The organism is Streptococcus parasanguinis (assembly GCF_964238605.1).
Classification (GTDB): domain Bacteria; phylum Bacillota; class Bacilli; order Lactobacillales; family Streptococcaceae; genus Streptococcus; species Streptococcus parasanguinis_AJ.
In genome coordinates this window covers 68,923-91,062 of sequence record NZ_CAXSMM010000002.1, presented here as the reverse complement: position 1 = coordinate 91,062, position 22,140 = coordinate 68,923, and the positions used below count along the sequence as shown (strand labels likewise).

Here is a 22,140-nt window from a genome sequence, read left to right as displayed (position 1 = left end):
TTAAAGAAAAACCCGAACATTTAAATCACTATTTTTATTACTAACTAGTTTATTACGAATAAAATGAACATTTTTATGAACAATGTAAAAAAAAGACTAAGACAGATTTGTCTTAGTCTTGTTGAATTCTTAGTCTACGTTCACATATTCTTTTGAAAGTTCAAGAACTTCTTCCATGGTTGAACATTCAGTCAGAGCACGGTTAGCGTATTCTTGCATTTTAGCTGTGTCGAGTTTCTTCATCAAGCTACGTGTACGAAGGACAGATGTCGCTGACATAGAGAACTCATCCAAGCCCATTCCGACAAGAAGTGGAACGGCAGTTTGGTCACCGGCCATTTCTCCACACATACCAGCCCATTTTCCTTCAGCGTGAGCCGCTTTGATCACGTTGTTGATCAAACGAAGGATAGATGGGTTATATGGTTGGTAAAGGTATGAAACTTGTTCGTTCATACGGTCAGCAGCCATTGTGTATTGGATCAAGTCATTTGTACCGATTGAGAAGAAATCAACTTCTTTAGCAAATTGGTCCGCAAGCATTGCAGCAGCTGGGATTTCAATCATGATCCCTACTTGGATATCATCTGCTACCGCAACTCCTTCGGCAAGCAATTTAGCTTTTTCTTCTTCAAGAATGCCTTTAGCCGTACGGAACTCCGTCAACAAAGCAACCATTGGGAACATGATCCGCAATTTACCGTGAACAGATGCACGAAGCAAAGCACGCAATTGTGTACGGAACATTTGATTACCAGTTTCAGAGATAGAAATACGCAAAGCACGGTAACCCAAGAATGGGTTCATTTCTTTAGGAAGGTCGAAGTAAGGGAGTTCCTTATCCCCACCGATATCCATTGTACGAACGACAACAGGTTTACCGTTCATACCTTCAAGAACTGCTTTGTAAGCTTCATATTGGTCATCTTCAGTTGGGAAGTCTTGAGAATCCATATACAAGAATTCTGTACGATAGAGACCAACAGCTTCTGCACCGTTATCATTCACACCTTCAACGTCTTTAGGTGTACCGATGTTAGCAGCCAATTCGAAATGTTTTCCATCAGCAGTAACTGTTTGAGCATCTTTAAGGAGAGCCCATTCAGCTTTTTGTTTAGCGTAAGCTTCACCAGCTGCTTTGAAGGCTGCAATTTGCTCTTCAGTTGGGTTGATCACCACTTCACCAGTGATCCCTGAAACAGCCAAAACATCACCATCTTTGACAAGTTCTGTGATGTTATTTGTACCCAAAACAGCTGCGATTTCAAGTGTACGCGCCATGATAGCTGAGTGACTAGTACGTCCACCGATGTTAGTAACAAAGGCTTTTACGTACTTTTTGTTCAACTGAGCTGTATCAGATGGTGTCAAGTCATGCGCCACCACGATTGCTTCTTCATTGATAGAAGCAGGGTTTGGCAATTTCTTACCAAGCAAGTTGGCAAGGACACGTTTGGTAACGTCGCGAATGTCTGCTGCACGTTCTTGCATGTAAGGATTGTCTTCCATTCCTTCAAAGATTGCAATGAACATGTCAGTGACTTCTTTCAAGCCAGCCTCTGCATTGATTTTTTTCGTACGAATCGTTTCTTTGATCTGACCAATCATTTCAGGGTCAGCGAGAACCATCATATGCGCATCAAAAACTTGCGCTGCTTCTTCACCAAGGCTTGCTACTGCATTCTCCCGAATAAGAGAAAGCTCGTTTTGTGAAGCTTCAAGAGCTGCATCCAAACGAGCTTCTTCTGCACTTGTATCTTCGACTGAAACAGTCTCAAATGATAAGTCTGGTTGAATGAGCAAATATGCCTTAGCAACGGCAACACCGTCAGATGCTGCAATTCCTTTTAGCATTTTTGTCATATTTTTAAGCCAATCCTTCTTTAGTCATTGTTTCTGAGATAGCTGCGATCGCATCATCAGCGTCAGCACCTTCAGCAGAAATTACAACGTCAGCACCTTGACCAACACCAAGGCTCATAACACCCATGATTGATTTCAAGTTAACTGATTTACCTTTGTATTCAAGAGTGATGTCTGATGCAAATTTGCTAGCAGTTTGAACCAACAAAGTTGCTGGACGTGCGTGGATACCTGTTTCTGCCACGATGTGGAAATCTTTAGAAGCCATAATTGGACTCTCCTTTTAAAAAATAGTTTTTGAGTTACCTTTTGATAACCCTTACAATTTGGTATTATATCATCTTTTGAAATTTTTTTCAAGATTTTTATCACTGACTTACAGAAAAAGACTGCGAAAAATCCCAATTTAGATACATTCTAAGAAGCTACTGAAGAATGGAGAACAAATCTTTTCAATTTTCTACTATATTATAAGTACCATTTTCCTCCACTTTCAAAAACAAAGAAGCAACTGTACCACAGGATATTGATTCACCAAAAAATTATAACTAATTAAAGATGCTTTAAAGCCTATTCCTATCCCATTTCTTGGAATTTCTCAATTTCCATCCACCACAATATATTGTGTTTTAAAAACCCCATTTCATATCTTTGCACAATATTTAGTTTTATTTTGTTGACAAGTTGCTGGATTTTGTTTATACTGTTTACAGATTTATATTTCGATAGGAGAACGAAAAAGAAATGGTAACCATTTATTCAAAAAATAATTGTGTTCAATGCAAAATGACCAAACGATTCCTCGATAGCAATCACGTGGAATACCGCGAAATTAACTTAGATGAACAGCCAGAATTTGTAGAACATGTTAAAAACCTTGGCTTCAATGCTGCTCCAGTTATTCAAACACCAGATGAAGTATTTTCTGGTTTTCAACCAGCTAAGTTGAAGAAACTTTCTTAATAAACACAGTATTTTGCTTAAATAGGGGTCTAGCGTTAGCAACCTAACACTAGACCTTTTACTTGTAAAGAGAGGACTTCTCCTCTTCATTTTTTTGAACTAGAAAAGGATTATTATGGGATTAAAATCTCTTGAAGATGTGACGTATTTTCGTCTTAACAATGAAATCAACCGTCCAGTAAACGGCCAAATCATGCTTCATAAAGATAAAGAAGCTTTGGATGCTTTCTTTAAAGAAAATGTTGCACCAAATACCATGGCCTTTGACTCGATTACAGACAAGATTCAGTACCTTCTCGAGCACAATTACATTGAGAGAGCTTTTATCGAGAAATATCGTCCTGAATTTTTAGAGGAATTGGCCCAATTTATCAAAGACCAAAACTTCCAATTCAAGTCCTTCATGGCGGCTTATAAATTCTATAACCAATACGCTTTGAAAACAAACGATGGAGAATATTATCTTGAAAGCATGGAAGACCGTGTCTTCTTCAATGCTCTTTATTTTGCAGATGGAAATGAAGACATCGCACGAGACATCGCAAATGAAATCATCCACCAACGTTACCAACCAGCTACTCCTTCATTCTTAAATGCTGGACGTGCCCGTCGTGGAGAATTAGTTTCTTGTTTCTTGATCCAAGTAACTGATGATATGAATGCGATTGGACGCTCTATCAACTCTGCCCTTCAACTTTCACGTATCGGTGGTGGGGTTGGGATCTCCCTCAGCAACCTTCGTGAAGCTGGAGCACCGATCAAGGGCTATGAAGGAGCTGCTTCTGGGGTCGTACCTGTTATGAAACTGTTTGAAGATAGCTTCTCTTACTCGAACCAACTGGGACAACGCCAAGGGGCTGGTGTGGTATACTTGAACGTCTTCCACCCAGACATCATTGCCTTCCTTTCTACTAAGAAAGAAAATGCTGATGAAAAAGTTCGGGTTAAGACTCTCTCACTTGGGGTCGTCGTACCAGACAAATTCTATGAATTGGCTCGTAAAAATGAAGAAATGTACCTCTTCAGCCCATACTCTGTTGAGCGTGAATACGGAGTGCCATTTAACTACATTGATATCACTGAAAAATATGATGAGTTGGTCGCTAATCCAAATATCCGTAAGACAAAAATCAAGGCACGTGATTTGGAAACTGAAATTTCTAAATTGCAACAAGAATCTGGCTACCCTTATGTAGTCAACATCGATACTGCTAACCGGGCCAACCCAGTTGATGGAAAAATCATCATGAGTAACTTGTGTTCAGAGATCCTACAGGTTCAAGAACCAAGCTTGATCAACGATGCCCAAGAATTTGTCCAAATGGGAACAGACGTCTCATGTAACCTTGGTTCAACCAACGTGGTCAACATGATGACTTCACCTGATTTTGGTCGTTCCATTCGTGCCATGGTTCGTGCCTTGACCTTCGTCACCGATAGTTCTCATATCGTCGCTGTTCCTACAATTGACCACGGAAATAAACTGGCGCATTCGTTCGGACTTGGAGCAATGGGACTTCACAGCTACCTTGCCCAACAATTGATCGAATACGGATCACCTGAGTCTGTTGAGTTTACAAGTATCTACTTCATGCTCATGAACTACTGGACTCTCGTAGAATCAAACAACATCGCGCGTGAACGAGGCGTTACCTTCCACAACTTCGAAAAATCAGACTACGCCAACGGTAGCTACTTCGATAAGTACACAAGTGGAGAATTTGTACCAAAATCTGATCGCGTCAAAGAACTCTTTAAAGATATCTTCATCCCAAGTGCAGAGGATTGGGCAGAACTGCGTGCTAAAGTTCAAGCAGATGGTCTTTACCACCAAAACCGCTTGGCTGTCGCACCAAATGGTTCCATCAGCTACATCAATGACGTCTCTGCTTCTATCCACCCAATCACACAACGGATTGAAGAACGCCAAGAAAAGAAAATCGGAAAGATCTACTATCCTGCTGCTGGTTTATCAACCGAAACCATTCCTTACTACACTTCTGCCTACGACATGGATATGCGTAAAGTCATCGATGTCTATGCTGCGGCAACTGAGCACGTAGACCAAGGTCTTTCACTGACCCTCTTTATGCGCAGCGATATTCCAAAAGGTCTCTACGAATGGAAAACTGAAAACAAACAAACCACTCGTGACTTGTCTATCCTTCGTAACTACGCCTTTAACAAGGGTATCAAGTCTATCTACTACGTCCGTACCTTTACAGATGATGGTGGAGAAGTCGGTGCTAACCAATGTGAAAGCTGTATCATCTAAGACAGCCCCAAGGTTCGCCATTAAAAGTCGGTTCGCCGACTTTTTGTGCGTATTCTATCCATTTATGGTAGAATAGTAACGATTGAATGAATAGAAAAAGAAAGTGATGCAAATGGAAACATACTACAAAGCCATTAACTGGAATGCCATCGAGGATGTCATCGATAAATCTACTTGGGAAAAGCTAACCGAACAATTTTGGTTGGATACACGTATTCCTTTGTCAAACGACTTGGATGACTGGAGAAAGTTGTCTAATAAAGAAAAAGACCTCGTTGGTAAAGTCTTTGGTGGATTGACACTCTTGGATACCATGCAGTCTGAAACGGGCGTGCAAGCTCTTCGTGCAGATATTCGTACTCCCCATGAAGAAGCCGTCTTTAACAACATCCAATTTATGGAATCTGTCCACGCTAAGTCTTACTCTTCTATCTTTTCTACCTTGAATACCAAGTCAGAAATCGAAGAAATTTTTGAATGGACCAATACCAACCCATATCTTCAAAGAAAAGCAGAGATTGTCAACGAAATCTACCTCAATGGGACTCCTCTTGAAAAGAAAGTTGCCAGTGTTTTCCTTGAAACCTTCCTCTTCTACTCTGGTTTCTTCACACCTCTCTACTATCTTGGAAACAACAAATTGGCCAACGTAGCTGAGATCATCAAGTTGATCATTCGGGACGAATCAGTTCACGGAACCTATATCGGCTACAAGTTCCAACTTGGATTTAACGAATTACCAGAAGAAGAACAAGAAAAACTCAAAGAGTGGATGTACGATCTGCTCTACACCCTCTATGAGAATGAAGAAGGCTACACAGAGAGCCTCTATGACGGTGTGGGCTGGACAGAAGAAGTCAAGACCTTCCTTCGCTACAACGCCAATAAAGCCCTCATGAACTTGGGACAAGATCCGCTCTTCCCAGACTCAGCAGATGACGTTAACCCAATCGTCATGAACGGAATCTCAACCGGTACCTCTAACCACGACTTCTTCTCTCAAGTCGGAAATGGTTACCTTCTCGGTGAAGTAGAAGCTATGCAGGATGACGATTATAATTACGGATTATAAGATAAAAACCTTTCCAGACGGAAAGGTTTTTTTGTTGCAATCTTTTTCTAATTGGATCTGCTTCTTTTTTGAAAAAAGAGGTTGGACAAATATCCAACCTCTCCATTATTACAATTTACCTGATACGGCATCCAACAATTCTTGGATTTTCGCTTGGTTGCTTCCTCCTGCCATGGCCATGTCTGGTTTACCACCACCACGTCCATCGACGATTGGAGCTAATTCTTTGATCACATTGCCTGCATGCACATCTTTTGTCTTGCTGGCTACAAGGACATTGACCTTGTCACCGATGGCTGCGACAAGAACAAGCACATCAGAGTAGTCTTTTTGTTTCCAGTTATCCGCAAAGGTACGAAGGGCACCTGCATCTGAAACTGAAACTTGGCTGGCAATGTAACGGTGTCCATTTGCTTCTTGAACATTCTTGAAGACATCGCCTGCTGCCGCTGCTGCTGCTTTTTCCTTCAATTCTGCATTTTCTTTTTGCAATTGACGAAGTTGTTCTTGAAGACCTTCCACCTTGTGAGGAACTTCCTTATTTGAATCATTTACTGGAGTTGGAACTTGTACAGCTTTTATGAGATTTGTAAGACCGTTTCCATCTCCTCTCGAGGGTTTGGTGGCTTCCTACTTAAAAATAATCTTACGTTTTTTAGTGTTTTTCATTTTTAGTTTCTCCTTGATTTTAATGAATTGTGTTTTTATCAGTATAATAGATATCCCCTATTTTATAAATATCATAGTCACTGGGGTGAACGTGTATTTTGTGTTCTTTTTGGTTGTATTCATCCCACAAGATGAATTGTAAGTATTCACCATCATCAGTTTTTCCAACAATTTCACGATCTTGTGGATTAGGGTTTTTCACTATCTGCTCTTGTTTCTCTTTCTCTAATCTATCATAGATATTAGATAGGTCATTTCCAGCCTTGAAAATGAACATAATGACTATTGTACTAAAGAAAATCCCAAAACATAGTAAATTGAGTAATGCTCTATTAAATCTTCCCATTTTATTCCTTTCTTATAACTCATCGTCTAAATATTTAATAATTTCACCAATAATTTTCTCTTCTGTATCAGATGAAAACTTGGAATTAACTTGTTTCCTATAGCTCCCTGATGCTTCTCTGACAATATCAGAATAATAGATACATTGAATGTATTGCAAGCGTATAACATCAGTCATTAAGCTGTATTTTGAACCTTTACGCCCTCCATAACATTCATCAAACGTAGAAGGAATTTGAGCTCTTTCAATCCACTATCAAGGGTTAGGGGGGCCTACTTCATATGCTGCATCCCAAAAAGGGAATCAACACACAGTATAGTTCCTACCTGGAAACAATCCTAAGTATACCATATTTTACTAGAGCTTTCAGCTAGAAGAACAAACAATCTTCACGTTCTATTGATCTCTCACCCCATTCAAACGAACGGTTTCCTCCAAACTACCGACATAGATGATATTGTTGTCCTCTTGCTTGGCATCATAAGAATTTTGACGAGCACCAAGTAAAAGCTGATAACTAGAGACCTCTAACTATAAATCAACCTCAAAACAAGAGCGTTGCACTCGAATACCAAATACCTCTAGAAGTTTAGCCAATTTCAAGCTCCGTTTAATGCTGGTGATATCGTAGATAATCGAGCAAAAGAGAGACTTTTTCTTGGCGAACTCTTTCTCATCTCCTGATAAACGATAGAATAATCCCATTATTTATCTCCTGTATCACATGTTCGATAAGATTGAGGACCTAGCTCCTCAAACGATCTGATCAAGCTTTTGATTTGCTGATCAGCAGTATAGAAAAAACTGTAACGTTTGCTATACCTTGAACATATGGATGATTTTCCAGCATCCTTTCCCTCATACCTCGGATAAAGATTTCACTTCCCTCATCTGTTCATATGACAGCATCATCCTCCTCTTTTTCAAATAGCTCCTTTTCTAGCTCTCCCTGAAAATTTCACCATTCCCATTTTTCACGATAATTCTGTATTCAGATAGACCTAAAGCATAGTCCGACTTTTGTACGAATAAACCACTCATGTCCTAACACCTCCTCAATGGATAAAGGATATTAGTTTATCACGTTTTCAAAAGTAGTCAAGCCATATATAAAAAAATACACAAGCAAAAAGACCTACCCGAGGGTAGGTCTTCTCTAGATTACAATTTACATGCTACGGCATCCAACAATTCTTGGATTTTCGCTTGGTTACTTCCTCCTGCCATGGCCATGTCTGGTTTACCACCACCACGTCCATCGACGATTGGAGCCAATTCTTTGATCACATTACCTGCATGCACATCTTTTGTCTTGCTGGCTACAAGGACATTGACCTTGTCACCGATGGCTGCGACAAGAACAAGCACATCAGAGTAATCTTTTTGTTTCCAGTTGTCCGCGAAGGTACGAAGGGCACCTGCATCTGATACAGAAACTTGGCTTGCGATAAAGCTGTGACCGTTTGCTTCTTGAACATTCTTGAAGACATCGCCTGCTGCAGCTGCTGCTGCTTTTTCCTTCAATTCTGCATTTTCTTTTTGCAATTGACGGAGTTGTTCTTGAAGACCTTCAACCTTGTGAGGGACTTCTTTAAGTTGAGGTGCTTTCAAGGTTGCTGCGACTGCTTTCAGTGCATCTTCTTGTTCACGATAAGCTTCGAAGGCTTCCTTACCAGTCACTGCCAAGATACGACGAGTTCCTGATCCGATCCCTTCTTCTTTGACAATCTTGAAGAGGCCAATTTCAGAAGTGTTACCTACGTGAGTACCACCACAAAGCTCTACTGAGTAATCACCGATAGTGACAACACGGACTTCTTTACCGTATTTTTCACCAAAGAGGGCCATGGCTCCCATTTCTTTAGCAGTATCTATATCTGTTTCAATCGTTTCGACTGCGATCGCTTCCCAAATCTTTTCATTGACTTGTTGTTCAATAGCGCGCAATTCTTCAGGAGTTACGGCTTGGAAGTGGGTAAAGTCAAAGCGAAGGAATTCTACTTCGTTGAGAGATCCTGCTTGGGTTGCGTGGTTACCAAGGATATTGTGAAGAGCGGCATGGAGCAAGTGAGTTGCAGTGTGGTTCTTCATGACACGATGACGACGATTGGTATCGATCGCCAAGGTGTATTCTTGGTTCAAGGCAAGAGGAGCAAGAACTTCAACAGTATGAAGTGGTTGTCCATTTGGTGCCTTTTGTACATCTGTTACAGTAGCTACGACTTTTCCTGTAGCATCCAAGATTTGACCATGGTCCGCAACTTGTCCACCCATTTCAGCGTAGAATGGAGTTTCTGCAAAGATCAGTGATGCAGTTCCTTCTGAAACAGCCTCTACTTCAGCATTATCTGCTACGATAGCCACCAACTTAGAAGGCAATTGGCTGGCATTGTAGTTGAAGCTACTTTCAACTGTAATGTTTTGAAGGGTTTCATTTTGCATCCCCATAGATCCACCTTTGACAGCAGATGCACGCGCACGTTCTTGTTGTTCCTTCATAGCCGCTTCAAAACCGTCACGATCGACCGTCATTCCAGCTTCTTCAGCGATTTCTTCTGTCAATTCCACTGGGAATCCATAAGTATCGTAGAGTTTAAAGACATCCTGACCAGCGATAACCGTTTGACCTTTTTCTTTCAAGTCTGCTACGATAGTTTCTGCAAAGTGTTGACCAGAGTTCAAGGTACGAGCAAATGATTCTTCTTCACTCTTGATGATTTTTTCGATGAAGTCTTGTTTTTCAAGTACTTCTGGGTAGTAGCTTTCCATGATCTTCCCAACGGTTGGAACCAATTTATACAAGAAGGTTCCTTCGATCCCCAATTTTTGACCATGCATGGAAGCACGACGGAGGAGACGACGAAGAACGTAACCGCGTCCTTCATTACCAGGAAGAGCTCCATCTCCAATCGCAAATGAAAGCGAACGGATGTGGTCAGCAATCACCTTGAAGCTCATGTTATCGCCATCTGGATCGTAGGTTTTACCAGACATCTTTTCTACTTCACGGATGATTGGCATGAAGAGGTCTGTTTCAAAGTTGGTCTTCGCCCCTTGGATAACGGCTACCAAACGTTCCAAACCAGCGCCCGTATCAATGTTCTTGTGTGGCAATTCCTTGTATTCGCTACGAGGAACAGCAGGGTCTGCGTTAAATTGTGACAAGACAATGTTCCAGATTTCGATGTAACGGTCGTTTTCGATATCTTCTGCAAGCAGACGAAGACCGATATTTTCAGGGTCAAAGGCTTCTCCACGGTCAAAGAAGATTTCTGTATCTGGTCCAGAAGGCCCCGCACCGATTTCCCAGAAGTTGTCTTCGATTGGGATCAAGTGACTTGGATCTACCCCAACAGCGATCCAACGGTTGTATGAATCTTTATCATCTGGATAATAAGTCATATAAAGTTTGTCTTTGGGGAAGTCAAACCATTCAGGACTTGTCAAAAGCTCATAAGCCCACGTAATAGCTTCATCACGGAAATAATCTCCGATTGAGAAGTTCCCCAACATTTCAAACATGGTATGGTGACGAGCAGTCTTCCCTACGTTTTCGATATCATTGGTACGGATGGCTTTTTGAGCATTGGTAATCCGTGGATTTTCAGGTTTGATGGTTCCATCGAAGTATTTCTTAAGAGTGGCAACCCCTGAGTTAATCCATAAAAGTGTAGGGTCGTTTACAGGAACCAAGCTAACAGATGGTTCTACAGAGTGACCTTTGCTTGCCCAGAAATCAAGCCACATTTGACGGACTTGTGCACTAGATAATTGTTTCATATTTGTCTCCTAATTTTTTAAGATTAATTTGCGCCAGCTTCTAACATTTCGACATAATCGATGGCGACACAAAGTGAGATGACTAAATCAGCGTATTCATCCTCATACACCGATACTTGGTAGGTAGAGGTTAGATGAAAGAGTTCCTTGCTAATCTCAGCAACGATTTGATCCCGATCATCGAATAATTTGAATTCTAGGTCCCAGATATTTCCTTGTACCCGAAGTCCCAAATCTTCGATATCGTACTTATCCCTGAAGAGCGTCAGCTTTTTATGGATAAAAAAGCGGTCCCCATCCTTCAACTCAACCACAAACTTGGGAAGAAAGCTGATTGTTTTTTTAGTAATGTGGCTCACTTCTTGTCCATTCTTATCATAGATGGTAAAAGTCTTGGGAATCTTAAGAAAAGATCCCTCAACCTGGTATTCAACATTTCCCAACTCATCTTTGATATCGAATCGCTCGCCACCCAATCGAAATTTTTGTTTCACTTGATAGGTTCGCATCTTTTGATCTCCTTTAAAAAGCTCCAGACAACTGCCCATAAACAAAAGACAAGCCACTAAACGAAGGGCGAAAAACCGCGGTACCACCTTCATTCAATGAACTTGTCATTCTTCATTTTATATGCAATTGTCTCAGCCGAGTAGCAAAATCATTTCTCTTCCATGGCTCGCACCCCCGCCACTTCTCTGATTCCGAGTAACAATGATTTATTCTCAACTATTTCATTATACAAGTTCCAAATGGAACCGTCAACTATTTTTTAGATGATGAGCTGCTATCGCTCGTTTGAACACCGATATTTTGCAAATATTGGTTAAATGTTGATTTGAAAGCATCATCTTTGACCTTGATATTGGCATTGGTCATCGCTTTTGCAATAACGCTACGGATGAAATTGGTATCTTGCTTACGACCGTCAACAATGATCTCTTTCAAACGTTTTTCGTATTTCTTCCAGTCAGAGCCTTTTTCTGTCTTCTTATTCAATTTGACAATATAGTAGCTAGCAGAATAGTTTTGACCTGCTGAAACTGTGATCACATCTGAAATGCCGTTTTCATCCAATTTAAAGGCAGCTTCTTTGACTTGAGATGGGATACCTGCTGTTCCTGAATCGAACTTGACTTCGCCACCTTTGTCTTTTGTAGCAGTATCTGTTGAATTGTCTTTGGCGATTTGGGCAAAGTCTGCACCTTCCGCTTTAGCAGCTTCCAACACTTCTTTTGCTTTATCTTCTGAATCTAACTTGATAATTTGTGCTGTTACTTCTGGTGTGTAAGATTCAAAAGCTGCCTTGTAGTCAGACTCTTTGATATCTTTCTTAGCCGCTTGGTTGACTGCATATTCCAACAACATATTGCTACGGATTTGTTTCTTCGCTGTTTCTTCCGTCAAGCCTTGTTGCGCCAAGTATGCATCGAATTGGTTACCTAATTGTTTCTTTTGTTTAGCCAATTCTTTATCGACTTCTTTATCAGAAACTTTTGATCCATATTCTTTTTCAAAGACTTTATTGATGGTCATTTGGAAAAGAACTTGTTGAGCACCTTGGTTGGTTTTGATTTCATTATAGAAATCAGAAACTGTGATCGTGTCCCCTTTCATGGTCACGATATCTTTGTTTGTGCCATTGGCACACGCTGCTAGTGTTACGACTGATAGCAAGGTCACAGCACCCGCTACAAGTTTTTTCTTCATGAAAATTATTCTCCGTTCCTTTTTAAACTTCTTCTATTTTACCACAAATTAGAGAGAATACCTTAAATTTACCTAAAAAGAGCTAGGATCTGGCAAGGTTACCGTCTCTGCATTTTTCCGAATCATCAAAATACCATCTCCAAGTGGCACCAAACTAGCGGTCAAATCTGGATGATTGAGAGTCGCATGAAAGAGATTCTGAAGCCCCCGGTAAATGGTTCGTTGTCCACGACGCACTTCCATGATGTCCTTGGCAACATCTCCTCCTTGGAAAATATCATCCAGTACCACAATTCCCCCAACCTCTAAGAGTTCGAGAATCCGTGGTAAAAAGACGATGTACTTAGACTTAGCAGAGTCCATAAAGACAAAGTCATAGGTCTCTGTTAAATCCTGCAAGACATCTACCGCATCTCCTTCAAGCAAGGTGATTTGCTTTCTCTGATCGTATTTAGCCAGATTTTCCTTGGCAAAGCCAATCATCTCTTCATTCCGATCAATAGTGGTAATTTGTGCATCGGGAGCATTTTCAGCCATTAAGAGCGCTGAAAATCCAATTGCTGTCCCAATTTCCAGGATTTTCTTTGGTTGTAGGGCTTGCAGGAGTAGTCTAAAGTAAGCTACCGTTTCATGCGGAATAATCGGAATATTTTCCTTGCGGGCGAATGCTTCTAACTCCTCCAAGGCACCTGCTACCGGTTTTTGACGCGTGCGCATAAAGTCAACGATCTCATCTTTAACCACTGGCCGGCGCATATTGTGGTTGGCATTTTTACTATAAGACTCTACCATCTTATGCGAGTCCTAATTTTTCTACTAGGGCTTCAAATTCATTCAACCGACGTTCAAAGACCGCAAAGGCTGCGTCCAAGTAGTCTTCTTTTTCCATATCCACACCTGCTTTGCGGATGACATTGAGTGGATAATCAGAATTTCCAGCTTTCAAGTAGTCGATATATTTATCACGATCTTCTTGTGTTCCATGAACAATCTTTTCAGCTAAGGCTGAAGCTGCTGCAAAACCTGTTGAATATTGGAAGACATAGTAGTTATAGTAGAAGTGAGGAATCCGAGCCCATTCATATTGGATCTCAGGGTTGTCTTCTTTTGAAAGACCATAGTATTTTTCATTGAGCTCTGCATAAAGGTTGTTCAAGAACTCACTAGTCAAAACGGTACCTTCTTGGTCTGCTTTATGAATGGCATGCTCAAATTCAGCAAACTGCGTTTGACGGAAGACGGTTCCACGGAAGCCATCCAAGAAGTGATTCAAAATAGCAAAACGAGTTGCATCGTCTTCTACTTCTTCTAACAGACGTTCGGTCAGGATATTTTCATTGGTTGTAGAGGCGATTTCAGCAAGGAAGATGGAATAGTCCCCATAGACATAAGGCTGGGTTTCACGGGTATAGCTAGAATGCATACTGTGACCAGTTTCATGCACTAAGGTGAAGAGATTATCCAATGTATCTTGCCAGTTCAACAACATGAAGGCATTGGTATCATAAGAACCTCCTGAATAAGCACCTGAGCGTTTTCCTTGGTTGACATGCACATCAATCCACCGTTCGCTAAAGGCACGTTTCACACGAGAAAGGTAGTCCTCACCCAAAACAGCCAAGACTTCTTCTGCTTTGGCCAACGATTCTTCATAGGTAAACTTGTAGTCTGTATCGGATAATGGCGTATACATATCGTACATCTTCAAGTCTGAGATTCCTAGAATTTTTGAGCGCAATTGCACATAGCGTTGCAAGAGTGGCAAATGTTTGTTCACAGCTGCTACCAAGCTATCATAAACACTTTCTGGTACAAAGTTTTCAGAAAGGGCCGCTTCACGGGCAGAAGAGAATTTGCGAACTTTGGCATTGAAGTTGTGAACTTTCACATTGGTTTGCAAGGTTTTAGCATAGGTATGTTGGTACTGTTCATAGACCTTGTAGAGACCTTCGTAAGCTTCTTTACGAACGGCACGATCTTTTGATTCTACCAAAGAAATATAGTTTCCATGGGTTAATTGAACTTCTTCACCCTTGTCATCATGTACAGTTGGGAAAACAATATCTGCATTGTCCAAGATTTCAAAAGTTTCACCACCAGCTGCAAAGATCTCACCAGCTCCTGCAAGTAATTCCTCTTCTTTTTGAGACAAGACATGTTCTTTTTTCTCTAGCAAACGATCAAAATAATGACCATATTGTTCCAAGGCTGGAACTTCACTCACAAAGGCCTTGTACTGCTCATCCGTAATGGCCATGAATTCAGGCTCATAGAAGGCAAAGGTTTCACCTAACAAGCTATAAAGAGACATCCCTTTTGATTGGTACTCTTGGTATTTAGCCACTCGTGTGTCTTGGTCATTTTTCATATGGGCATAGACGTAGACTTTTTCTAAACGACGGCTCAATTCCAAATATGCATTGGTTGTATCCAACAGTGTTTGCGCTGAATCCAACAAATGGCCAGCATAGTGGCTTGCTGCTTTAATATCTGCAGCTAAGCTAGCTGCTTCTTCTTCCCAAGCTTGATCTGTCGCAAAAATTGTCGACAAATCCCATTGGTATTTTTCATCAATTTCATTACGTTGTTTTACCATTTCGATTAATCCTCCAATGGTTCTATTTTAGCATATTTGAAAAATGCTTTCTATTAATTTCTATTAATACTTGAAAAGCTTTTAAAATAAGGCTTTCTAATTTTAATAGTTACTTGTTAATTCTCAATAGTTTATAAAAACCATATTCAAAACCGTATTCAATTCTTGCCCGTATAGTTAAAAAAGCGAAATGAAAACAGCTCTTTTTTATTGTCTATTCTAATAGACAAAAATGAACATTTCGGGAGGATTTCTATCTTAGAAAGTTAGCTTTTCTGTTGAGCATAAAAACGTGGGGGATAAAGGATCTGAACGGATTGGATTCCTTGCGACTGATAATAGGTCATAAATTGCTGGTAGTAACCTTCTACATCCTCTTTAATTTGGAGCAAGTTCTGTGAAAGGATCGGACGACAAAGAGGATAAAAGAAATCTAGCTCCAGTTCCATCAGATGGTTTCCCTGCAAATAGAGTTCTTCCTGAAGCTTCAGCCACTTTGGGTGACGATAAAAGAGTTGCTGCTGGATATACGTTAAAAATGTCCGATCGAGCTCGACTGCCATTTGCCGCATGGGTTGTGAAAGATAAGGGGTCCGTAAGACTTCCAGTAAAGACCTTTGACCAAAAGGGAAAACTTCTGTTTGATAATGCAATCGCCCTCTCAAATCCTCATGGATGAGGTATTGCAAACGCACTTCTTTCTTTTCAAGATCCAATTCCCAAAGATGGAACCCGCGATTCTGACTAAAATAAAGAAAACCAGCCTGTAGCTTTGTCAGTCTTTCCTTGAGCCACAACTTTTTACCAAGTAACCAATAGACCTGGTAACCGTTGGATCTATACGCATCGCTTCTCTCCTTCAAGCGTTCTAAAGATAGGGGGCTGCACTGCACTTCCAAAGCTAAATTCTTGTCTACTACCAAAAGATCAGCAATTTGTTGAAAATCTGCTAAATAACTTTCTACTTCTGTATGAGACTCCTTAGAGGCCCAATCATAAAGACTGGCTTTCAATTCCAGATGTTCAAAACTCTCAGCTTCGTGATGGTAGGGACAATGCTGTAATTTTACATGAGCAAAATGAGCCCGTAGAACCGAGCCATTTTTTAGACGCACTGGACTATGACAAGCTAAGCAATAGAAGGGACCTTCTGTCACAGCTGGGATCTCTTCCATACAGTTCCACCGCTTTTGATTGTTATCCATGGCAATAAACATAGCCCCACCTCCTCATCTATATCATTCGAAAAAAATAAGAAAAAGGCTGGAAATTTCCAACCTTTTTTTGCTATTATTCGTCAGAATCTGAGTCTGAATCGTCACTAGAATCATCAGCAACAGGAGATTTACTCAATTCTTTCTGCATATCTTTCATTTCTTTACGAGTACTTTCCAACTCTTCACGAGCATCTTTCAAGATTTCGATCAAAGCTTCACGGTCTTCTTTAGGAACGACTGTGCTATCTGAACCGATGCTTTCCAAGCCTTCATTAAAGAGATCTTTTTGGTTTTCTAATCCTTGCTTTAAGGTACTAATCATTGCATCGTATTGTTCTTTTGCAGAACCTGTCACAGAAGTACCTGCTTCTTCAGTAATAGAAACAGATTGATCCATTAATTTTGCAAACAACTTTTTGAAGTCTCCAACTGTTTTAGCCTTGCTGATTTCAGCGTCTGTTAAGAGGCTAGAAGATGAAGTCTCTTCTGAATCTGTTGAAGTATCCTTGCTTTTTGAAGTGTTGGCAGATTTGCTCGTCACTTTAGTAGTTGATTGACTATTTGAAGTTTCCTTCTTTGTGTCTTGTTTGTTTGAACAAGCAGCTAGGGAAACAATCGTCAAAAGAGCAGCTGTCGATAAGATCATTTTTTTCATAAAATGGTCTCCTTTATATTTATTTTACCTCATTCTAGCATCGAATACTTTGATTGTCAAATTAATCACTAGTTCTTAATAATAGCAAAAAAGTTGGACAAAACACTGTGAAATCAATGTTTCTGTCCAACTCCTCGATGATTAGTCATGCAATTGTAACAATTTCATTAGTCTACTTTGCCACCAAAAAGGCCGTGAGCCTTCCCTTGGGGCATTTTTAAGGCAAAGCTCAGCAAAAAGACGATCCCTACAACCCCTGCTAAAAAGAAACTCATGACTTGGTAACCACCTCTTTCAATACAGAGGGCTGCGAAGGGTTGTAAAAGAATGGTGCCTAAATAACGAGCTCCTTGGACAATGGCCATGGCAAGAACCAAGTCTTTGCCATTCACCTGTTGGGCAATAAACCGTAAGGAGACCATAATCAAAACCATCCCTGTTGTATGCTTGGCTAAAAGAGTTAGAAGCACTTTTAAGAAGACAGGACTTGGAAGAGCGTAGACGGCATATTGAGCGAAAATAATTCCAATTGGAAGAGCGATCAAAACCCGTAAAGGCCAGTGGTCCATGAATCGATCAGAGAAAAAGATCAAGGGGGCTTCCACTACAACCGAGATAGCTACAACCGTTGAGGCAATATGAACTGGTAGACCACTATCCATGAGTAGCTCAGGAATATAGGTATGACCAATATTTCCAACCCCTGAAGCCAACCCAATCAACACAATAAAGAAGAGATAAGGTCCATTGTGAAGAAGAGGGCGAATAGAGACCGGCTCTTTAACCTTTTCTTCTTTTTTCTCTCTTGTCTTCATCCGAACGGCACTTAGACAGAAAATGCTGAGTACAATGGTGATCAAAACCGTATAATAGACAGCTTGGGGGCTAAACTGATGATAGACCCAGCCGGCTATTTGGACACCGACCGAGTAGCCAATGGTTCCCCAGACGCGAATCTTCCCAAAAGCGTATGGACTTTGCGTTGCAAAAACTTCCATCATGGGAGCTGTCCCATTCAAACAGACTAGAACAATCCCATAAAAAACGGTCAGCCAAAAGAGATTGGGGGCCCAAAGAAAACCGAAGACACCACCAATGATCACACTCAGACTGAGGGTCGTCATTTTTACGATTCCAAATCGCTCATTGATATACCCAAAAAAAGGTTGGGCTACCATGGATAAGAAAAAGGCAACCGATACCAAGGTCGACACTTGGGTTGCACTATAGTGCTTTCCCATCAAATAGACGGAAATGAGGGTCGTAAAGAGAGATGTGGACATAAAATAAAAACTATAGAGCAGCATATAAGCTGCATAAGAATTTCGGAATTTTTTCATATAAATCCTTTCTAAAAATATCGGAATGGGACAATGACAAAACCCAACTGACAATCAGTTAGGTTTTATTTTATTCTTTATTATAGCGCTTTTGAGCCTCTATTTTGCGTCTCTCACGACTTTGTTTTTCAATCGAGAGAATGATGATAAGAATGAGAATCGGAATCAAGATCAGGAAGTGATCTAGCGAAAGCCATTTACTGTGCTTAGCCGTTGTCTTTTTCCCACTTGCTGTTTCTTTGACAAGCTCTGGCTTGGCTCCTTCTTCCACCTTCATATCATCTCGGATACCTTCAGACAAAGTGTAGAGATCATTATCTACTGTCAGATAGCCATCTTTTACCGCAAGGGTCGGTTCTTTAGCACCTTTTTTGACCGTTGCATAGAAGGGTTTTTCAAGCGTATAGGTCTTGCCGTCAATCTTCTGGACACCTGCATCTAGCAATTTTTTATAGCCAAAATCTTTATAGGCTTTTTCGATCAAGGCATTGCCAAACGGGTGACGGTAATATTCCCCATCTTGGTCTGCCCAATCTCCTACGCCCATAATGACAGCAATTAAGCGCTGATTGCCCCGTTTGATGGTCGCGATATAGTTGAAAGCTCCACGAGGACTTGATCCAGTTTTTAAACCATCCACACCTTTCAAAGCATACTTGGCTCCTGGCAATGAATAATTGTAGGTATCAAAGGTTTCCTCATACGGAGTCCCTTTTTTGACCGTGACTTGTGCTTGATTGGTATAGTTTAAAATATCCGGGTATTGATTAATGAAATGATAGACCAAAATTCCCAAATCACGCGCAGTTGTCTGGTTGGCCGCATCATTTGGATAATTGTTGACCTGATAGTAGCCTTGCAAGGTGGAGATGGCCGCCCCACTCGGGTTATTCCAGACCGTATTGGTCATCCCTAATTCCTTAGCCTTGGCATTCATGCGCTCGATAAAAGCATCTGGATCATTGTTGGACATGAGATTGGCCAACATGAGGGTCGATACATTTGAGGATGGAACCACTGTCATGGTAATCAACTCAGGAATGGTGTAGTCTACTCCAGCAACAATATTATTGTTGGAGATCTCATAGATCTTTCCGATCGCTTGGTCTGAAGCGGTCGCCTTGATCACTGTATCCTTACTGATCTTGCCATTTGACATATCTTCAAACAAGAGATAGAGCGTCATGAGCTTACTCATGCTGGCAGGATCTCTGACTTCATCGATATTGTCTTTCCAAAGAACATTTCCCGTATTTCCGTCAATAATAAGCGAAGAATGTGGACGGTTAATGGCTTGGACATTGTCATTTGGGTACATCTTTTGCGCCATATCCACCAATTCATCCGCACTCGCTAGAATTGGCTGGCATAAGAGACTCAGAAGGAGGCAAATATGGATCAAATATTTTTTTATCATAAACTTTTCCTTTATAACAGACTAATCCGCCGGAGGCTAAAACAAGCTTCTAGCCCTCATGCCCTTTCCTCTTGTCTCCCAGTAGATGAAAAGAGCTAATCCCAGCAGATAATTACTTGTATTGTACCATACTTTGAAGCAGAAAAAAACCTATCTGGCCCGAATAAATCGGCGATAGGTCCTGTTTTTTATTGACTTAACAAGCTCAAAGCTTCCTTATCCGCAATAATAGTCACATTTGGATGTCCTTGAAGGGCACTAGCTGGCACTTTTTCTGTCCTTTCACCCTCTACTGTACCTTTGATCGCTTGGGCTTTTGATTCCCCATAAGCAAACAAGACAATTGATTTCGCAGCTAAGATATTGGCAATCCCCATCGAAATAGCTTGGGTTGGTACATCTTCGATCTTATCAAAGAAACGAGAATTAGCTTCAATGGTAGAGGCATCCAACTGAACTAAGTGGGTCTGACTATCAAAGGATGTCCCTGGCTCATTAAAACCGATATGCCCATTGCGTCCGATACCCAAGATCTGAAGATCCACTGGATGGTCTTCGAGTATTTTGTTATAACGGATCACTTCTTGATCGGCAGATTCTTCTACACCCGATGGGAGATAACTTTCTTTGAATGGTTTGGCATCAAAGAGGTTTTTCTCCATGAAATACCGATAAGATTGAGGATCATCTCCCGTCAACCCTACGTATTCATCTAAGTTCACACTGATTAGATTAGACAGATCCAAATCACTTTCACGAATTTGTTTATAAAACTCAAGGGGACTGCTTCCAGTCGCAAGACCTAAGGTTTGAGCACCTTCCTTTAAGGTTTCTTTTAATATATCAAAGGCAACTTTTCCACCCTCAATTTGGTCCTTTACTTCAATAATTTTCATTGGATAGACCTCCTATTTCTCTATGCTTTTATTATATGGTATAGACCAATTTTTGTCAAGTGAAACCGCTATCTTTTTCTGGCATTTTTTTCATTTTCAAGTCGATTCGTGATATAATGAAAGGTATGATTGTATCACTATTATTCATCATTTTTTTGATCGGACTCCTTGTCTTTCTCTTATCTTTCTTGATTCATCAAAGAAAGATTCTCAAGGTCCTGATCTTTTTGATGGGAATCTGCCTGATGCTCTTAGCTGTCGGGACTACCATCTATCTACTCACAAATTTATTATAAAAGGAGCGCAAATGAATACCAACGATTTTGACTTTGATTTGCCTGAAGAACTGATTGCCCAAACCCCTCTTGAAAAACGAGATGCCTCTAAACTTTTGATCCTCGATCGAAAAACAGGGCAATTCCAAGACCGTCATTTTGATGCAATTTTGGATGAATTGGAGCCAGGAGATGCTCTTGTCATGAACAATACGCGCGTGCTCCCTGCCCGTCTTCATGGAGTCAAACCAGAAACAGGTGGTCACGTCGAATTCCTTCTCCTTAAAAATACTCAAGATGACTGTTGGGAAGTCTTGGCAAAACCTGCAAAACGCTTAAAGGTAGGGGCCACAGTCAGCTTCGGAGATGGTCGTTTGACCGCAACTGTCGAGGAAGAATTGGAGCACGGAGGCCGTATCGTTCGCTTCCACTACCAAGGGATCTTTTTAGAAGTTTTGGAAAGCCTTGGTGAAATGCCACTTCCTCCCTATATTCACGAAAAGCTTGCTGACCGCGAGCGCTACCAAACCGTTTACGCCAAAGAAAATGGTTCTGCTGCAGCTCCAACGGCAGGTCTTCATTTCACCCAAGAATTGCTCCAAAAGATTGAAGCCAAAGGGGTTCACCTGGTCTATTTGACCCTTCATGTGGGCCTAGGAACCTTCCGTCCAGTATCTGTGGACAATCTTGAAGACCATGAGATGCACTCTGAATTTTACCAACTTTCTGAAGAGGCTGCTACTACCCTTCGTCAGGTAAAAGCTGCAGGGAAACGCATCGTAGCTGTTGGAACGACTTCTATTCGAACCCTTGAAACAATTGGCAACAAATTTGATGGAGACATCCAAGCCGATTCAGGTTGGACCAATATCTTTATCAAACCAGGTTATGAATGGAAAGTCGTCGACGCCTTTTCAACTAACTTCCACCTTCCAAAATCAACTCTGGTCATGTTGGTTTCTGCCTTTGCCGGTCGTGAATTAACCCTAGAAGCCTATCACCATGCGATTCAAGAACGCTACCGTTTCTTCAGTTTTGGGGATGCTATGTTCATCAAGTAAAGGAGTCT

18 protein-coding genes and 1 pseudogene are annotated in these 22,140 nt (G+C 40.9%); 4 read left to right on the top strand and 15 right to left on the bottom strand.

Annotated features, from left to right (window positions below; all coding sequences use genetic code 11):
• Positions 1-129 precede the first annotated feature (129 nt).
• Positions 130-1,863, bottom strand: a complete 1,734-nt coding sequence (gene ptsP, locus ACESR9_RS02425; RefSeq protein ID WP_049474827.1) for a phosphoenolpyruvate--protein phosphotransferase — start codon at positions 1,861-1,863, stop codon at positions 130-132.
• A 4-nt stretch (positions 1,864-1,867) separates the two neighbouring features.
• Positions 1,868-2,131 carry a phosphocarrier protein HPr gene (locus ACESR9_RS02420; protein ID WP_003006411.1) on the bottom strand — a complete coding sequence of 88 codons (264 nt, stop codon included), beginning with the start codon at positions 2,129-2,131 and terminating at the stop codon, positions 1,868-1,870.
• Positions 2,132-2,607: 476 nt separating this feature from the next.
• On the opposite strand from ACESR9_RS02420, the gene nrdH reads away from it, so the two are divergent.
• The 3 genes from nrdH (at position 2,608) to nrdF (ending at position 6,173) form a co-directional block, all read left to right on the top strand.
• Complete coding sequence (nrdH, locus tag ACESR9_RS02415) at positions 2,608-2,826, top strand: glutaredoxin-like protein NrdH (protein ID WP_003006408.1); 219 nt, start codon at positions 2,608-2,610, stop codon at positions 2,824-2,826.
• 115 nt (positions 2,827-2,941) lie between these two features.
• On the top strand, positions 2,942-5,101 hold the full coding sequence (gene nrdE / locus ACESR9_RS02410; protein WP_373105364.1) for a class 1b ribonucleoside-diphosphate reductase subunit alpha: 2,160 nt from the start codon (positions 2,942-2,944) through the stop codon (positions 5,099-5,101).
• Between the two features lie 112 nt (positions 5,102-5,213).
• Positions 5,214-6,173, top strand: coding sequence for a class 1b ribonucleoside-diphosphate reductase subunit beta (gene nrdF, locus ACESR9_RS02405; RefSeq protein ID WP_373105362.1), 960 nt, complete (start codon positions 5,214-5,216; stop codon positions 6,171-6,173).
• Between the two features lie 108 nt (positions 6,174-6,281).
• Here nrdF and ACESR9_RS02400 read toward each other — a convergent pair.
• The 13 genes and pseudogenes from ACESR9_RS02400 to ACESR9_RS02340 form a co-directional block, all read right to left on the bottom strand.
• Positions 6,282-6,713 (bottom strand): annotated as a pseudogene (locus tag ACESR9_RS02400) (DHHA1 domain-containing protein); the annotation flags it as partial.
• 148 nt (positions 6,714-6,861) lie between these two features.
• Positions 6,862-7,188, bottom strand: coding sequence for a hypothetical protein (locus ACESR9_RS02395; RefSeq protein ID WP_023917686.1), 327 nt, complete (start codon positions 7,186-7,188; stop codon positions 6,862-6,864).
• 531 nt (positions 7,189-7,719) lie between these two features.
• The gene (gene cas2 / locus ACESR9_RS02390) at positions 7,720-7,893 is read right to left on the bottom strand and encodes a CRISPR-associated endonuclease Cas2 (RefSeq protein WP_023917684.1); all 174 of its coding nucleotides are present in this window, start codon (positions 7,891-7,893) and stop codon (positions 7,720-7,722) included.
• A 456-nt stretch (positions 7,894-8,349) separates the two neighbouring features.
• A complete protein-coding gene (alaS, locus tag ACESR9_RS02385; protein ID WP_373105359.1) occupies positions 8,350-10,968 on the bottom strand; it encodes an alanine--tRNA ligase in 2,619 nt (872 codons plus the stop codon).
• A gap of 23 nt (positions 10,969-10,991) precedes the next feature.
• A complete protein-coding gene (locus ACESR9_RS02380) occupies positions 10,992-11,477 on the bottom strand; it encodes an LURP-one-related/scramblase family protein (RefSeq protein WP_003012021.1) in 486 nt (161 codons plus the stop codon).
• A 253-nt stretch (positions 11,478-11,730) separates the two neighbouring features.
• On the bottom strand, positions 11,731-12,675 hold the full coding sequence (prsA, locus tag ACESR9_RS02375; protein ID WP_340280384.1) for a peptidylprolyl isomerase PrsA: 945 nt from the start codon (positions 12,673-12,675) through the stop codon (positions 11,731-11,733).
• Positions 12,676-12,747: 72 nt separating this feature from the next.
• Entirely contained in the window at positions 12,748-13,467 is a 720-nt protein-coding gene (locus tag ACESR9_RS02370; protein ID WP_031573456.1) for an O-methyltransferase, read from the bottom strand.
• Between the two features lies 1 nt (position 13,468).
• Positions 13,469-15,271, bottom strand: coding sequence for an oligoendopeptidase F (pepF, locus tag ACESR9_RS02365; protein ID WP_031573459.1), 1,803 nt, complete (start codon positions 15,269-15,271; stop codon positions 13,469-13,471).
• A 266-nt stretch (positions 15,272-15,537) separates the two neighbouring features.
• Positions 15,538-16,488 carry a competence protein CoiA gene (locus ACESR9_RS02360; protein ID WP_373105356.1) on the bottom strand — a complete coding sequence of 317 codons (951 nt, stop codon included), beginning with the start codon at positions 16,486-16,488 and terminating at the stop codon, positions 15,538-15,540.
• Positions 16,489-16,561: 73 nt separating this feature from the next.
• On the bottom strand, positions 16,562-17,143 hold the full coding sequence (locus ACESR9_RS02355) for a lipoprotein (RefSeq protein ID WP_373105353.1): 582 nt from the start codon (positions 17,141-17,143) through the stop codon (positions 16,562-16,564).
• Positions 17,144-17,310: 167 nt separating this feature from the next.
• Complete coding sequence (locus ACESR9_RS02350) at positions 17,311-18,483, bottom strand: MFS transporter (RefSeq protein WP_373105351.1); 1,173 nt, start codon at positions 18,481-18,483, stop codon at positions 17,311-17,313.
• A gap of 70 nt (positions 18,484-18,553) precedes the next feature.
• Positions 18,554-19,900 (bottom strand): DUF1958 domain-containing protein, encoded by a 1,347-nt coding sequence (locus ACESR9_RS02345; RefSeq protein WP_373105349.1) that lies wholly within the window; start codon positions 19,898-19,900, stop codon positions 18,554-18,556.
• 188 nt (positions 19,901-20,088) lie between these two features.
• Complete coding sequence (locus tag ACESR9_RS02340) at positions 20,089-20,796, bottom strand: glucosamine-6-phosphate deaminase (RefSeq protein WP_373105347.1); 708 nt, start codon at positions 20,794-20,796, stop codon at positions 20,089-20,091.
• 307 nt (positions 20,797-21,103) lie between these two features.
• Between ACESR9_RS02340 and queA the strand changes: the two genes are divergently transcribed.
• The gene (queA, locus tag ACESR9_RS02335; RefSeq protein WP_373105344.1) at positions 21,104-22,132 is read left to right on the top strand and encodes a tRNA preQ1(34) S-adenosylmethionine ribosyltransferase-isomerase QueA; all 1,029 of its coding nucleotides are present in this window, start codon (positions 21,104-21,106) and stop codon (positions 22,130-22,132) included.
• The last annotated feature ends 8 nt before the right edge of the window (positions 22,133-22,140 follow it).

Coding starts and splice junctions, on each gene's coding strand:
- queA (WP_373105344.1), top strand. CDS start 21,104: ATGAATACCAACGATTTTGACTTTGATTTGCCTGAAGAACTGATTGCC.
- prsA (WP_340280384.1), bottom strand. CDS start 12,675: ATGAAGAAAAAACTTGTAGCGGGTGCTGTGACCTTGCTATCAGTCGTA.
- ACESR9_RS02350 (WP_373105351.1), bottom strand. CDS start 18,483: ATGAAAAAATTCCGAAATTCTTATGCAGCTTATATGCTGCTCTATAGT.
- cas2 (WP_023917684.1), bottom strand. CDS start 7,893: ATGGGATTATTCTATCGTTTATCAGGAGATGAGAAAGAGTTCGCCAAG.
- nrdH (WP_003006408.1), top strand. CDS start 2,608: ATGGTAACCATTTATTCAAAAAATAATTGTGTTCAATGCAAAATGACC.
- nrdF (WP_373105362.1), top strand. CDS start 5,214: ATGGAAACATACTACAAAGCCATTAACTGGAATGCCATCGAGGATGTC.
- nrdE (WP_373105364.1), top strand. CDS start 2,942: ATGGGATTAAAATCTCTTGAAGATGTGACGTATTTTCGTCTTAACAAT.
- ACESR9_RS02380 (WP_003012021.1), bottom strand. CDS start 11,477: ATGCGAACCTATCAAGTGAAACAAAAATTTCGATTGGGTGGCGAGCGA.
- ACESR9_RS02340 (WP_373105347.1), bottom strand. CDS start 20,796: ATGAAAATTATTGAAGTAAAGGACCAAATTGAGGGTGGAAAAGTTGCC.
- ACESR9_RS02420 (WP_003006411.1), bottom strand. CDS start 2,131: ATGGCTTCTAAAGATTTCCACATCGTGGCAGAAACAGGTATCCACGCA.
- ACESR9_RS02395 (WP_023917686.1), bottom strand. CDS start 7,188: ATGGGAAGATTTAATAGAGCATTACTCAATTTACTATGTTTTGGGATT.
- ACESR9_RS02370 (WP_031573456.1), bottom strand. CDS start 13,467: ATGGTAGAGTCTTATAGTAAAAATGCCAACCACAATATGCGCCGGCCA.
- ptsP (WP_049474827.1), bottom strand. CDS start 1,863: ATGACAAAAATGCTAAAAGGAATTGCAGCATCTGACGGTGTTGCCGTT.
- ACESR9_RS02345 (WP_373105349.1), bottom strand. CDS start 19,900: ATGATAAAAAAATATTTGATCCATATTTGCCTCCTTCTGAGTCTCTTA.
- ACESR9_RS02355 (WP_373105353.1), bottom strand. CDS start 17,143: ATGAAAAAAATGATCTTATCGACAGCTGCTCTTTTGACGATTGTTTCC.
- ACESR9_RS02360 (WP_373105356.1), bottom strand. CDS start 16,488: ATGTTTATTGCCATGGATAACAATCAAAAGCGGTGGAACTGTATGGAA.
- pepF (WP_031573459.1), bottom strand. CDS start 15,271: ATGGTAAAACAACGTAATGAAATTGATGAAAAATACCAATGGGATTTG.
- alaS (WP_373105359.1), bottom strand. CDS start 10,968: ATGAAACAATTATCTAGTGCACAAGTCCGTCAAATGTGGCTTGATTTC.